We start from the raw sequence: 12682 nt of genomic DNA, 5'->3' as shown, positions 1-12682 counted from the left end.
TATGAATGTAGTATGCGCAGATTGCTTGTCGCGTAGGCAATTTTTACCGCTGAAGAAAATGTTTTTACTGGCTGCGCTAATCACGACGCTCGTTTTTACGTCGCACATAAGCGCGCAGGATAAGGTAAGCGGTGTTAAAGAAAACGCAGAGGCGAGGGCAGAGCTTAAAACACTATTGTCAAAACTCAATACTTTTTCATCAGGGTTTGAACAGCGCATTGAAGACGCGCAAGGACAAATACTGCAAGTCAGTAACGGTATGATGAAGCTTCGCAAACCCAATCAATTAAGATGGGAAGTTCGCTCTCCAGATGAATCGCTTTTCATAGCAGATGGTGCGACCGTATATAATTTGGATCCCTTCGTTGAACAGGTCACGTTGTTAGATCAATCCTCTATTGTAGGGAATAACCCGCTTATGCTGCTAATTTCGAATGACGATGAGGCATGGGATCAGGTATCCATAAATCGAGTAGAATCCATTGATGAAGTAGAGCAATCTAGTTTCATGATTAAATCACTCGCGCCAGATGCAAACATCGTCACCTTGGCGCTGAGTTTTCATGCTGGCAAACTCATGCGATTGGTATCTGAGGATCGTCAACAACAAATTAATCATATTGTGTTTTCAGATGTTCGCCAAAACCTCGCCCTAAACGATGATGACTTTAGTATCGACATCCCAAACAGCTACTTTGTAGATGACCAACGTCAAAACGCACAATAGCCCACTGGCGAATCTTTTACGGCCCAAGCAATTTGATGATTATTTGGGTAATAGTGAATTAATGGGCGAGAACGGACTGCTTCGATCGCTTATCTCAGGCGCAAAAATTCCCTCTATGATCTTATGGGGGCCTCCGGGCTGTGGAAAAACATCAATCGTCAACGTGATTGCCAACGAGCTAAACACAGAGCTTATAAGCTTGTCAGCCATCAGCGCAGGTGTGAAGGACATCAAAGACATAGCAAAAATGGCACTTGATAATCAAGCAGGCCTATTTACTCAAAGCCCGATTGTATTTGTTGATGAAATCCATCGCTTCAATAAAGCGCAGCAAGACGCATTTCTGCCGCATGTTGAAAGTGGGCTTATTCGTCTTATCGGCGCTACCACAGAGAATCCTGCATTTTCGATTAATAGAGCCTTGCTTTCGCGCATGCGTGTATTCACATTGCATGCTCTAAACGAAAATGAATTATCTCATTTGTGTGATCGCGCCTTGCAATACTTGACCGAATCTTCATCCACAGACGACAGGGAAGGCTTTGATAAACGCGCGAACATGCCATCTTCCGCGTGGACGATTGAAGCGCAGGCCAAAGCCGCCCTAATCGTTTATTCAAATGGTGATGCTCGCAGATTGCTCAATGCAGTAGAGCTTGCAAGTGATATTGTGATGGGTCAAAGCCACGGGGCTTCTCCTCTTCAACATCAGGATTCAAAGATTCAAATTTCGCTACCCGACATTGAGCGCGCGGTAGGTGAAAAGATTGCTGCCTTTGATAAACAAGGCGATCATTATTATGACTTGCTGTCTGCCTTTCATAAATCCATTCGCGGCAGCGCACAAGACGCCTCTTTGTATTGGTTTGCAAGAATGCTTACTGCCAACAGTGACGTTACTCCCATTTGTCGTCGCTTACTTGCAATTGCATCTGAGGACATCGGAAACGCAGATCCAAAAGCCTTACAGGTATGCTTGAACGCATGGGATATTTACCACAGGGTCGGACAAGCAGAGGGCGAGCGAGCGGTAGCTCAAGCAGTCATTTATTGTGCTTTGGCGCCTAAGAGCAATGCTGTATATGAGGCATTCAAAGCCGCCAAGAGAGATGCACTTACCCACCACAGTGAGCCTGTACCGTTTCATTTGAGAAATGCCCCAAGTCAAATTGCTAAAGACGCTGGGCACGGTAAAGACTATGTTTACCCACATAATTTAGACACCGCTTATGCGACTGGCGTTTCTTACTTTCCTGACAATATGCCGGAAGCGCAGTATTATAGTCCTCGTTCTCGTGGTTTTGAGAAACATCTGCAACAAAAAATCGCCTACCTGAAAGAATTAGAGGATAATGCTAGATAAGCTGAATCCGGTTTAAGAGTTGTATTGAATGACCATTACATGGATGACCTATCTATTTGTTGCTATCGGGGGTGCACTAGGCGCGTGCGTGCGGTTGTTTGTCAATCTTAGCGTGAGTAGCTATTTTGGCAAAGCGCTTCCCATTGCTACCTTAGGTGTAAATGTTGTCGGTTCTTTTGGTTTAGGGCTTGCCGTTGCCTACTTTTCGCAACATTCTCAAGTGAACAACGACATAAAACTCTTTATAATGGTAGGGTTTTTGGGCGCGCTAACTACGTTTTCAACATTTTCCCTTGAGGTCTTTGTTGCAATTCAGCAGGGCGAGTGGCTCAATGCCGGACTCACAATATTACTCAATGTATGCCTATGCCTCGCGGCTGTTTGGTGTGCATTTACATTAATGAAAGGATAATACGCGCTATGTTAGACCCACGTTTACTTCGAAATGATATAGAAGAAACGGCTAAAGCTTTGGCAAAAAAAGGGTTCGCCCTTGATATCGCTTCATACAACGAACTAGAAGAAAAGCGAAAGTCTCTGCAGGTTGAAACACAAGAATTGCAAAACGAGCGAAATACACGCTCAAAAGCCATTGGCAAAGCAAAAGCGGCAGGTGAAGACATTGCTCCATTGCTTGAACACGTCAGCGAACTTGGAGATAAATTAGAGCAGGCGAAATCTGCATTAGATCAAGTGCAAAATTCACTGAACATTTTTTATCAAGAAACGCCCAATCTTCCCGCCAGCGATGTACCTGATGGTGAAAGCGAAGATGACAATGTTGAAATTAGCAAGTGGGGTGATGTACCTGAGTTTGATTTTGAGGTCAAAGATCATGTTGATTTGGCGCATGGCCTAGACAATGGATTGGATTTTGAAGTCGCCGCAAAACTCTCTGGTTCGCGCTTTGTGGTGATGAACGGCTTGGTTGCTCGACTTCATAGAGCGCTTGCACAATTTATGCTCGACAGACATGTGATGTACCACGGCTATCAAGAAGTTTACGTTCCGTATTTGGTTAACTCGGACAGTTTGTATGGCACCGGTCAGCTTCCTAAATTTGGTGAGGACTTATTTCATACAAAGCCTGCAACGGAAGAGGGGCAGGGCATGTCCTTGATTCCGACAGCTGAAGTGCCGCTTACAAATATCGCGCGTGATCACATCTTCAATGCCGATGAATTGCCCGTAAAAATGACGGCGCATACACCGTGTTTTCGCAGCGAAGCTGGCAGCTATGGTCGTGATACGCGTGGGTTAATTCGTCAGCATCAATTTGACAAAGTTGAGATGGTGCAGTTGGTTAAGCCTGAGTCGTCAATGGACGCCCTTGAAGAGCTAACCGGCCATGCTGAAGCCATTTTGCAGCAACTGGGCTTACCTTATCGAAAGGTGATCCTATGCGGTGGTGACACCGGTTTTAGCGCCACCAAAACCTATGATTTAGAAGTTTGGTTGCCTGCTCAAAACACCTATAGAGAGATCAGTTCATGTTCAAATATGGGGGATTTTCAGGCGCGGCGCATGCAGGCAAGGTATAAATCTAGCGATATGAAAAAACCAGAATACATTCATACTCTAAACGGTTCAGGATTAGCCGTGGGTCGCACCTTGGTCGCCATTCTAGAAAACTACCAGCGCGAAGACGGAAGTATTAAAATTCCGGAAGTATTGATGCCTTATATGAAGGGTTTAACTGAAATGAGAGCCAGTTAATCTAGCGCTAGGCCAGTCAAAGACACTTAGCAGGCCTGGGCAATCCTGCCAGCTTACTTGCTAACTTAGCGGGTCCATCAGGAAACAGTCGATGCAAATAGCGGCTGTTTCCTATTTCTTCACCGTATTTTTCTTTTAGTGCTTTAACCAAGGCTCGAATCGCAGGGCTGGTGTCGTAGCGCTCATAAAATTCACGTACAAAACGAATAACTAACCAATGTTTGTCGCTGAGGTCGATTTTCTCGCGTTGCGCAAAGGCTAAAGCAACCGACTCATCCCATTCGCCTGAATGAAGTAGATATCCGTTTTTATCTAAGTCTACAGTTTTTCCGTTTACGCTAAGTGATTGCATGAGGCTTTATCGCTATTGAAAGTATTGAATATTGCTGTTTTGACCATTGCGTCATTGAACTGTAACAATAGGAGAATTTTCGGTACATAGCGCTACCCATTGTTCGTCGCTAATGACTTGCAGTTTGGCACTACTTTTTGTTTCTAAATGCGCTTTCAAAGTGCTTTCTAATCCGCTTGCATCCAAATCGGCCTTAAGTATATATATTGCACTTGAAGGGACATGGTCAATAAGCATAGAGAAAAGGTAAACACCATCTTGTAGAAGCACGTAAGCATCCTGAGTGTTGCCATCGCGGCGTGCATTAACTGCATTACTTGCACTAGGGCCATGCGCACTGTTTATAAACGAAAGCAGTGTTTCACATCGATTTGTTAGTACTTGAATTAACATTAAAACACCAACACCTGTGCTGCGTTATGAATAAGCGCTATGCGTTGTTCAGCATTAAGTTCTTGCACAGGAATATCCTTTAGATTGAGTTCGACACTGCGTGCGTTTGCACTTTGGCTATCTGCAAATATATCTTCTACATCAAACAAGGGCATTGCACAGAGCTTTTTAAAGGTGTTCTTATGCTCAATATGTTGAGGATTTTGGTCGGGAATAAGCTGAAAAACCCCGTCGTCTAAAAACAAAATCTTGACCTGAATACCAACATTAGTTGCCGCATAAGCAGCCTCCAGAGCATCAATGGCGGCGCTTTGGTGATAGGGCGCTTTGGTGCTTACAGCAAGTAGATAAGCGTTCAAAATTGTACACTCTTAATACAATGGCCAGATGCTTGTGCGTGACGAAGGGTGGCAAAATATTCGCTTATTCCCACTAATCGAAAATGTGCTGCTAAGTTTTTTTCACAAAGCCCACGTTTTGCGCCAGCTGTGACGCAAACATTGAGCGCAACCTGATGTTTTTGAGCAATGCTTTGCCAGCGAGCGCGCATGTCAACCTCGTCAGAATTTACTTCAAGTAATTTAGATGCATGCTGAACGCCCGCTTGATAAAAAAAGACCTGCTCCACTTCATAACCTGCCTTGAGCGCAGATAGACAGAATCGAGACGCGGATTCGCCATTGCGTGAATCGTATGGACTACTTGTGACAAATATTGCGAATGTAGGCTTATCAGGCATTACTGCTAATTTAATGGCTTAGTATTGAACTGGTGTTAAAGAGTATACGGCTTAGCGCTTTTCTTAACAAAGATTTTGATGAAATGTGCATACAAAAACGCCCCAGCGAGTGAGGCGTTTAGTGTAAGTTAACATCGGTAAAGTCTAGTCTTCGCCCATGCCGATTAGCGCTAGCAAGTGAATGAAGATGTTGTATATATTCAAATACAAACCTACCGTTGCGCGAATGTAGTTAGTTTCACCGCCGTGAATGATTCGGCTGGTATCAAATAAAATCAAACCCGACATGATAAATACCACCAATGCGCTGATTGCCATGCTCATTGCAGGGATGGCTAAGAAAATGTTAGCAATGATACCGATAATTGCCACCACTAGACCCACCATCAAAAAGCCGCCTAAGAAACTAAAGTCTTTTTTAGTGACCAAGGCATATCCCGATAACGTAAAGAACACAACCGCAGTTGCTGCTAAAGCTTGCGCTACAACATGACCTGCGCCAGCCGCGAAGTACATGCTTAGCAGTGGACCTAAAGCGCCACCGAACAAGCCAGTGAACACGAAAACCCACGCTAAGCCTGATGCGGAGTCCGCTTTTTTGTGGACAATGAACAAGCTAATGATGCCGCCAATGATCATGGCGAAATAGCCAATCATGCCAACGTTTAAGAACATGCTGATAGTTGCAGTTATTGCGCTAAAACCAATGGTTAATGCAAGTAACATATAAGTATTTCTAAGTACCTTGTTAATCTCAATCGCGGGGCTTTGTGCCGCGCTAGAATACGTAGTACGCCTGTCCATCTCTTTCTCCAGTTGTTGCTTTGATGCGTGCTTGCCTGCCGTCTAAACGCTAGACCATTAAAAACAGACAAACTCAAAGGTTTATTGCTAATACATAGCTGCTAAGCAAAATGCTCACAAGCTGGCAATATAACTGTGATTGCCTTTAGCATTAGTGTCTTTTTATGGGTTTTAGTTCATGTTTTCAAGTATTTTCGAGTATATATTGTTTCTAATGACTTCACTGTCGTAAAAATATACGAACAACGAAGGTTTTTACGATTTTTTGGGAATTACACTTTACATTAGTCACATACAATTTTAATATGCGCCCCACTGGAGAGTTGGCAGAGCCCGGTTGAATGCACCTGACTTGAAATCAGGCGAACGGTCAAACGTTCCGGGGGTTCGAATCCCTCACTCTCCGCCATATACAAAAAAGCCCACTTCGTGTGGGCTTTTTTGTACGTGCTAATTATGAATACGCAATGATGCCTCGTTCTATTACTTAAACAAAAATCTATTCCAAATTTCACAAGTTTGTATAATACTAGCCGATACGCGTATTCACGCGCTCAAATATTGGCGATGGTTCTATCATTATCATTCGCTACATGTTTGTTAGGCATAATAAAAATACAGGCTAAGTTACGACGTGATCAAAATTCTAGTAGTGGATGACCATGAACTCGTACGGGCAGGGATAAGCCGAATTTTAAACGATGTACAAGACTTTCAAGTAGTAGCAGAGGCAAACTGCGGTGAAGATGCTGTCGCATATTGTCGCAAGCACACTCCCGATATTGTATTGATGGATATCAGCATGCCCGGCATTGGTGGGCTTGAAGCGACTAAAAAGGTGCTTCGAGTTTGCGACGGCACGCGCGTTATTTGTTTGTCGATGCACAAAGAAAACCCATTGCCGGCTAAAATCATGCAGGCAGGTGCCTACGGCTTTTTAACCAAAGACGCTGAGCACAGCGAAATGGTAAACGCTGTGTACAAAGTCGCCAGTGGCCAAAAGTATGTATCTCCTGATATTGCACAGAGAATTGCGCTTGGGGCACTTGACCTAAATCAGAATAATCCATTTGAAGCGCTCACCGAGCGAGAGCTTGAAATAACCATGATGATTACAAGAGGCGTCAAAGTCACAGAAATTGCGCGTTCGCTAAGTTTAAGTGCTAAAACAGTCAACACCTATCGCTATAGAACATTTGACAAACTCGGCATCGAATCTGATGTTGAACTGACTCACTTAGCTTTGCGTCATAACTTGATTCAATCTTCTAACGTGTAGGCATGAGTGACGAAAACAGTTTTGATGCAAAACAGTTTTTAAAGCACGTTTCCTCAAGTGCCGGCGTGTACCGCATGTACAGTGCCGCGCGCGATGTTATATACGTTGGTAAAGCAAAAAACCTCAAAAAACGCTTAAGTTCCTATTTCCGTAAACAGGTTGATAGCGTTAAAACGCAGACGCTGGTTGCAAATATCGCGCATGTGGATGTGACGCTTGTTAGCAGTGAAACGGAAGCCTTCTTACTCGAAAACAACTATATAAAAAAGTATCGGCCCCGCTACAACGTTGTATTGCGTGACGATAAGTCTTATCCGTTTATATTTTTATCAGAGCACAAGCATCCTAAATTGGGCTTTCATCGGGGTTCAAAAAAAGCCAAAGGTGAATATTTTGGGCCATATCCGAGCGCCTGGTCAGTGCGAGAAAGCCTTCGCTCCATGCAGCGGCTGTTTCCCGTACGCCAGTGTGATGATAGTTACTATAGAAACCGCTCAAGACCCTGCTTGCAATACCAACTAGAGCGTTGTTCAGCGCCGTGCGTGGAAGGTTATGTGTCGGATGAAGAATATAGTGAGCAAGTTCGCTTAGCAGTGCTTTTTTTAAAAGGCAAAAATAAAGAGGTTATACAAACCTTAGTGGGCAAAATGGAAATTGCCAGTGAAGCTTTAAACTTTGAAGCCGCTGCAAAATATCGAGATCAAATCAGCGCGCTTAGAAAAGTACAAGAGCAGCAACTAGTGAGCGGCTCTCAACAAGAGCTGGATGTTTTCGGCTTTTCATTTAAGCACGGTATGGCATGTGTATATGGCATGTTTATTAGAGACAATCAACTGTTGGGCAGCAAATCGTTCTTTCCCAAAATTCCAAAAGGCGCTACGCGAGAAGAAATATTCGAATCTTTCATGCTTCAGTTTTATTTAGCGGGTAATAAGCTCATCCCCAAGCAGATTGTGATTCCGTTTAAATTTGATGATATGCCCGAGGTGCAAGAGGTACTGTCTATAGAGGCTAAACGAAAGATTAGTTTCTATGAAGGCGTGCGAGATGAAAAGCGTAAATACCTAAAACTTGCCAACACTAACGCGGAGAATGCGCTAGAAACTCAGCAAAATCAGCAAAAATCTATCTTTGCACGCTTTAGTGATCTTGAGTCTCATCTTAATTGTGATACACCCATTAAACGCATGGAATGCTTTGATATCTCACATACGTCTGGTGAGCAGACGGTGGCTTCGTGTGTTGTATTTGATCGCAATGGGCCGCTTAAATCTGACTATCGCCGCTTTAACATTGAAGGCATTACGCCCGGTGATGATTACGCCGCTATGGCTCAGGCGCTAAAACGCCGCTACAAGAAGCCAAGCGATGATGCAAAATTACCTGATTTGCTATTAATAGACGGCGGTAAAGGTCAGCTTTCGCAAGCAGAGCAGCATTTTGCAGAGTGGCCCGCGGAGTATACGCCGCTCATTGTAGGTGTTGCAAAAGGCACAACAAGAAAACCAGGATTAGAAACCCTGATAATGGCTGATTCTCATGAAACCGTAGCTATTCAATCAGACGCGCCGGGCTTGCATCTTGTGCAACACATTCGAGATGAGTCGCACCGCTTTGCGATCACCGGTCACCGAAATCGTCGTCAAAAAGTGAAAAACCAGTCAGTATTGCAAGATATACCGGGGGTAGGCGCTAAACGACGACAAGCCTTACTTAAGTATACCGGTGGTATACAAGGTTTGAAAAAGGCGAGCAGGGGAGAAATTGCTAAAGTACCGGGAATTAGCGAAGATTTGGCTGAGACTATATACGATTACTTGCACGCTTGAGCGCTTGTTCTGATATCATCACGACAATGTTTGGGGTAAATAAGAAACGGTTGTTAAAACAAAATAAGTGATGTGGACTGTACCTAATATTCTGACGCTATTGCGCGTTATGTTAATTCCGATATTCGTCACTGTGTATTTTCTTGATTGGAAATGGGCACAGTATGCAGGCGCGTTTATATTTTGGCTCGCGGCGATTACCGATTGGTTTGACGGCTACTTGGCTCGCAAGCTTGAGCAATCCAGTGCCTTCGGTGCCTTTTTAGACCCTGTAGCCGATAAACTTATAGTGGCAGCAGCGTTACTGATGATTACGCACACCTACGCCACCTTATGGGTAACCGTTCCCGCTATTGTAATACTCATGCGCGAGATTTTTGTATCGGCATTACGCGAATGGATGAGCCAGCAAGATGCGTCCGACGCGGTAAAAGTCAGCTTTCTGGGTAAAGCAAAAACGATGGCGCAAATGCTGGCTTTAATTGGCCTACTTTCTGGATTAGAAGTGTTTATGGGCGTTACTATCTATTGGGTGACGCTAGGGTATATATTATTATGGATAGCAGCGGTTTTGTCGGTATGGTCAATGATTATTTATGGTATTGCCGGTTGGAAAACGCTTAAAAATCTGAATTGATAGCGACGCTTCAGTCTGTTTTGAAGTTTGTATCTTCGCTGTCGCTCAAAAAATAGTAAATCGGCTCTTAATGCTCAGATTTATTGTTGACAGAAAGCGTTTAGCAGGTAGAATGCACCGCACATTTCAGAGCGGGAATAGCTCAGTTGGTAGAGCACGACCTTGCCAAGGTCGGGGTCGCGAGTTCGAATCTCGTTTCCCGCTCCAATTTTCTAAAATTGGTTATCTGAAATGCTTTGCTTGCCAATACTTTTGAAGTATTAAACGTAAAGACTTAAGCGATAAGCGGCGGAATGGCAGAATGGCTATGCAGCGGATTGCAAATCCGTGGATCTCGGTTCGACTCCGGGTTCCGCCTCCATTTAACGCAGCATGCACAAACTTGTGTTGCTATCGCTAAACATCAGTGCCCGGGTGGTGAAATTGGTAGACACAAGGGATTTAAAATCCCTCGCTCGTAAGGGTGTGCCGGTTCAAGTCCGGCCCCGGGCACCACTTCTTTTTTCTTCATACAATCATAATATCTGCGTTTACCATTTTATGAATGGCCGTTTAATCATTCTTTATGACACGTTGACATTGATAAATATAAAACACGTCAGGTGTCGTTTTTGATATCATCTTCCAAAATCGTTGTGCGAAGGAAGCCTGTTGAAATTGCATCGCAGTAGAGTGCCGTTAGCGCTTATCCAAAAAATGAAAAGACTTCATATTCAATCTACCTTTTTAGTTGTGGTATTTGCCGTTTTTTCTTGTTCAAGCACATCAGGTGGCTCAACAAATCATCCTAGTAAGCAATATCAGCGTATTATCATTCAACCATTTGTGGGTGACACTTCCAAATACGTTCAAAACTATATTACAAAAGCATTGTCAGAATTTCATGAGATACTGACAAGTGAGAACATTGGCAATAAAGACACGCTTAAGCTTATAAATGCAAGAACAAATAAACAGGATCTTGAGGTGCTAAGTAGCGCGTGCAAGGGACAAAGCGCAGACGCTATTTTGCTCGGACAAGTCAAATCGGGTGCAGTCGCTATCTCAGAAAGCGCTCGCGTACTGTCGACGATAAAGACGGCATTTTTTGATTGTGAGCTAAGCGCTATCGTTTTTTCGTCACTCAAAGAGGAAGAGACCAATGTTTATCGCGAGAGACGCTCAAGCCTCAGAGAAGTCACTCAACAAACCAGCGATGAGTATTTGAAATTTTTGAAAAATTGATTGTGGTAATGATGCCGTGCGCAGCGTTAGTTTGATTATTATGTGCACTTCACTATTTGAGTGTTGTGACGTAATATTCATTTGAGCCATACTTCTTCCATAAACCAAAGTTCACCAACCACCTATATCAGGAACGCGAAGAGATACCGGATAAAAGCGTATTAACAAAAACTGAAAGATTAACAATCGTGACACGTTGATTAAAGCGATACACACTTAAAACCTTAGTTAGTGAATTGGGTCATAACAATAGATATCGGTGAATCAAACATCCGCTTGATTGAAAATCTGGTTTCAAGTATTTGATGCAGATCAATATTTCTAATCGGCATACTTTACCTTTTTTGATTATACACTATGATTCTACGCAGGATTAGGTTGGAATTTTTACTAATTCAAATACTTCAAAGAGACAAGTCACGTCTTTTTGATATTCAAATGATTGAACGGAGTCAAATTTATGCAAAGCTTTCGCAGCTACTCAAAACTATTTCTACCCTTTTTCATAATTAATTTGTGTTCGATTAATTATGCTTATTCAGAGCCAAACGGGACAGCTTTTATTTATGACAATATGGGTTCCAACTCTGTTGTGATTGCGACCTGTGACAAGTTCGCCGGAGCAATATGCCGCCTGTCTTTCAATGGTAAACAGTTGGTTGATAATTTTGACCACGGAAGACAAATTCAAACAGCTGTTTTTTACCCTAATTCCGCGTTCAACGCCGATGGTTCGAGGATGGGTTCCGAAGCATTTGCTCCTACAGAGGCTGGCTCCAGAGTTGATGGACAAGGTAACAATAGCACTAGTCTTTTACAGTCTATCTATTCAAACGCAGACTACCTTAAGACTAAGATACGTCCCGCGTATTGGCTGCAACCTGGTGAATCTAGCCCAGCTGGATTGGGTGCGACAGGTTTAAATACTTCGCTAGTGTCGAATACCATCGTCGAAAAAGAAATTAAGATCGGATACTCGAAGAATGGAGTGAACATACCTCACGCAATTGAAATAAACCATAAGATTACTTTAGAACCTAACTTACCGAACAATGTGAACTATGGTAACTCCCAAAACTCGGCTGGAAATAAAATGACGTTTGAAGTCATAGCTGCTTATTTACACAAAGACTTGAACAAATTTTATTCATTTAACGAAGCGACAGGCAAGTTAGTGCTTTTATCAGGCAATAAACATAATAGTTATGAGGGCGCGTTCGTTGTCAGCAATCAGCAGGGTACCGTTTGGCTTGGTTTGTACACACCCGACGGAAGCACTTACAATCAAAGCAATGGAGACTGGCAAGTTAATTCGAAAGGGTATTGGCATAATTATGGAATGCAGTACTTAGATGCAAATACTGATCTTAGTAGTCAAAGGGGCCTTGTAAAGCTTAACAGTGTTATGAGAAAAATGGGGGGGGCAAACGAAGTGCATAATTTCAGGCATTTCTTAGCATTAGCTGGTTCGAAACAAGGTATAGAAACCGTGATGTCCAACCTTTATCAATATGTAAATTAATGGGATAGAAGTAAAATGCTTCATTATGAACAATGCGTGCCTCAACTGACAAATTGAGGCTACATTAAGGATAGACTTACATGCACTATTTGTATGC

General features: G+C 43.2%; 14 protein-coding genes and 4 tRNA genes. 13 read left to right on the top strand and 5 right to left on the bottom strand.

Translation table 11 applies throughout. The features are described from left to right. Position 1: 1 nt before the first annotated feature. The 4 genes from lolA to serS are packed head-to-tail and all read left to right on the top strand — an operon-like array spanning position 2 to position 3806. Positions 2 to 727: an outer membrane lipoprotein chaperone LolA gene (gene lolA, locus PN836_RS03040; protein ID WP_395343321.1), complete on the top strand. Its 726-nt coding sequence runs from the start codon at positions 2 to 4 to the stop codon at positions 725 to 727. Beyond that, positions 702 to 2090, top strand: coding sequence for a replication-associated recombination protein A (locus PN836_RS03035; RefSeq protein ID WP_395343318.1), 1389 nt, complete (start codon positions 702 to 704; stop codon positions 2088 to 2090). Before lolA ends, PN836_RS03035 begins: the two co-directional genes overlap by 26 nt. Before the next feature lie 28 nt (positions 2091 to 2118). Then, positions 2119 to 2502 (top strand): fluoride efflux transporter CrcB, encoded by a 384-nt coding sequence (gene crcB, locus PN836_RS03030; RefSeq protein ID WP_395343317.1) that lies wholly within the window; start codon positions 2119 to 2121, stop codon positions 2500 to 2502. A gap of 8 nt (positions 2503 to 2510) precedes the next feature. Beyond that, positions 2511 to 3806: a serine--tRNA ligase gene (gene serS / locus PN836_RS03025; RefSeq protein ID WP_395343314.1), complete on the top strand. Its 1296-nt coding sequence runs from the start codon at positions 2511 to 2513 to the stop codon at positions 3804 to 3806. Positions 3807 to 3822: 16 nt separating this feature from the next. Here the strand turns inward: serS and PN836_RS03020 are convergent, their stop codons facing one another. From PN836_RS03020 to PN836_RS03000, 5 genes are all read right to left on the bottom strand, one after another. After that, positions 3823 to 4158 (bottom strand): TusE/DsrC/DsvC family sulfur relay protein, encoded by a 336-nt coding sequence (locus PN836_RS03020; RefSeq protein WP_395343311.1) that lies wholly within the window; start codon positions 4156 to 4158, stop codon positions 3823 to 3825. A 51-nt stretch (positions 4159 to 4209) separates the two neighbouring features. Then, the gene (locus PN836_RS03015) at positions 4210 to 4551 is read right to left on the bottom strand and encodes a DsrH/TusB family sulfur metabolism protein (protein WP_395343308.1); all 342 of its coding nucleotides are present in this window, start codon (positions 4549 to 4551) and stop codon (positions 4210 to 4212) included. Next, entirely contained in the window at positions 4551 to 4910 is a 360-nt protein-coding gene (tusC, locus tag PN836_RS03010; protein ID WP_395343306.1) for a sulfurtransferase complex subunit TusC, read from the bottom strand. The genes PN836_RS03015 and tusC overlap by 1 nt, the downstream gene beginning before the upstream one ends. Next, on the bottom strand, positions 4907 to 5290 hold the full coding sequence (tusD, locus tag PN836_RS03005) for a sulfurtransferase complex subunit TusD (protein WP_395343305.1): 384 nt from the start codon (positions 5288 to 5290) through the stop codon (positions 4907 to 4909). The genes tusC and tusD overlap by 4 nt, the downstream gene beginning before the upstream one ends. A gap of 144 nt (positions 5291 to 5434) precedes the next feature. Beyond that, complete coding sequence (locus PN836_RS03000) at positions 5435 to 6094, bottom strand: Bax inhibitor-1/YccA family protein (RefSeq protein WP_395343303.1); 660 nt, start codon at positions 6092 to 6094, stop codon at positions 5435 to 5437. 317 nt (positions 6095 to 6411) lie between these two features. Between PN836_RS03000 and PN836_RS02995 the strand changes: the two genes are divergently transcribed. From PN836_RS02995 to PN836_RS02955, 9 genes are all read left to right on the top strand, one after another. Beyond that, positions 6412 to 6503, top strand: a tRNA-Ser gene (locus PN836_RS02995). 225 nt (positions 6504 to 6728) lie between these two features. After that, a complete protein-coding gene (uvrY, locus tag PN836_RS02990; RefSeq protein ID WP_395343301.1) occupies positions 6729 to 7373 on the top strand; it encodes a UvrY/SirA/GacA family response regulator transcription factor in 645 nt (214 codons plus the stop codon). 2 nt (positions 7374 to 7375) lie between these two features. Next, the gene (gene uvrC, locus PN836_RS02985) at positions 7376 to 9202 is read left to right on the top strand and encodes an excinuclease ABC subunit UvrC (protein WP_395343298.1); all 1827 of its coding nucleotides are present in this window, start codon (positions 7376 to 7378) and stop codon (positions 9200 to 9202) included. A 70-nt stretch (positions 9203 to 9272) separates the two neighbouring features. After that, on the top strand, positions 9273 to 9839 hold the full coding sequence (pgsA, locus tag PN836_RS02980; RefSeq protein ID WP_395345433.1) for a CDP-diacylglycerol--glycerol-3-phosphate 3-phosphatidyltransferase: 567 nt from the start codon (positions 9273 to 9275) through the stop codon (positions 9837 to 9839). Between the two features lie 131 nt (positions 9840 to 9970). Next, positions 9971 to 10046 (top strand) — tRNA-Gly (locus tag PN836_RS02975). An 80-nt stretch (positions 10047 to 10126) separates the two neighbouring features. After that, positions 10127 to 10200: transfer RNA gene (locus tag PN836_RS02970), tRNA-Cys, on the top strand. A 47-nt stretch (positions 10201 to 10247) separates the two neighbouring features. Next, positions 10248 to 10334: transfer RNA gene (locus PN836_RS02965), tRNA-Leu, on the top strand. A gap of 156 nt (positions 10335 to 10490) precedes the next feature. Then, the gene (locus tag PN836_RS02960) at positions 10491 to 11063 is read left to right on the top strand and encodes a hypothetical protein (RefSeq protein ID WP_395343295.1); all 573 of its coding nucleotides are present in this window, start codon (positions 10491 to 10493) and stop codon (positions 11061 to 11063) included. Between the two features lie 460 nt (positions 11064 to 11523). Further along, complete coding sequence (locus PN836_RS02955) at positions 11524 to 12585, top strand: hypothetical protein (protein WP_395343292.1); 1062 nt, start codon at positions 11524 to 11526, stop codon at positions 12583 to 12585. Positions 12586 to 12682: the final 97 nt, after the last annotated feature.

Source organism: Ningiella algicola (assembly GCF_028401415.2).
GTDB lineage: Bacteria > Pseudomonadota > Gammaproteobacteria > Enterobacterales > Alteromonadaceae > Glaciecola.
The sequence above is the reverse complement of the archived record's forward strand: the minus strand, read 5'-3'. Positions and strand labels throughout refer to the sequence as shown.

What these genes read in the sequence shown, in the direction of transcription:
- lolA (WP_395343321.1), top strand. Translation starts at nt 2, where the DNA reads ATGAATGTAGTATGCGCAGATTGCTTGTCGCGTAGGCAATTTTTACCG.
- PN836_RS03035 (WP_395343318.1), top strand. Translation starts at nt 702, where the DNA reads ATGACCAACGTCAAAACGCACAATAGCCCACTGGCGAATCTTTTACGG.
- crcB (WP_395343317.1), top strand. Translation starts at nt 2,119, where the DNA reads ATGACCATTACATGGATGACCTATCTATTTGTTGCTATCGGGGGTGCA.
- serS (WP_395343314.1), top strand. Translation starts at nt 2,511, where the DNA reads ATGTTAGACCCACGTTTACTTCGAAATGATATAGAAGAAACGGCTAAA.
- PN836_RS03020 (WP_395343311.1), bottom strand. Translation starts at nt 4,158, where the DNA reads ATGCAATCACTTAGCGTAAACGGAAAAACTGTAGACTTAGATAAAAAC.
- PN836_RS03015 (WP_395343308.1), bottom strand. Translation starts at nt 4,551, where the DNA reads ATGTTAATTCAAGTACTAACAAATCGATGTGAAACACTGCTTTCGTTT.
- tusD (WP_395343305.1), bottom strand. Translation starts at nt 5,290, where the DNA reads ATGCCTGATAAGCCTACATTCGCAATATTTGTCACAAGTAGTCCATAC.
- PN836_RS03000 (WP_395343303.1), bottom strand. Translation starts at nt 6,094, where the DNA reads ATGGACAGGCGTACTACGTATTCTAGCGCGGCACAAAGCCCCGCGATT.
- uvrC (WP_395343298.1), top strand. Translation starts at nt 7,376, where the DNA reads ATGAGTGACGAAAACAGTTTTGATGCAAAACAGTTTTTAAAGCACGTT.
- pgsA (WP_395345433.1), top strand. Translation starts at nt 9,273, where the DNA reads ATGTGGACTGTACCTAATATTCTGACGCTATTGCGCGTTATGTTAATT.
- PN836_RS02955 (WP_395343292.1), top strand. Translation starts at nt 11,524, where the DNA reads ATGCAAAGCTTTCGCAGCTACTCAAAACTATTTCTACCCTTTTTCATA.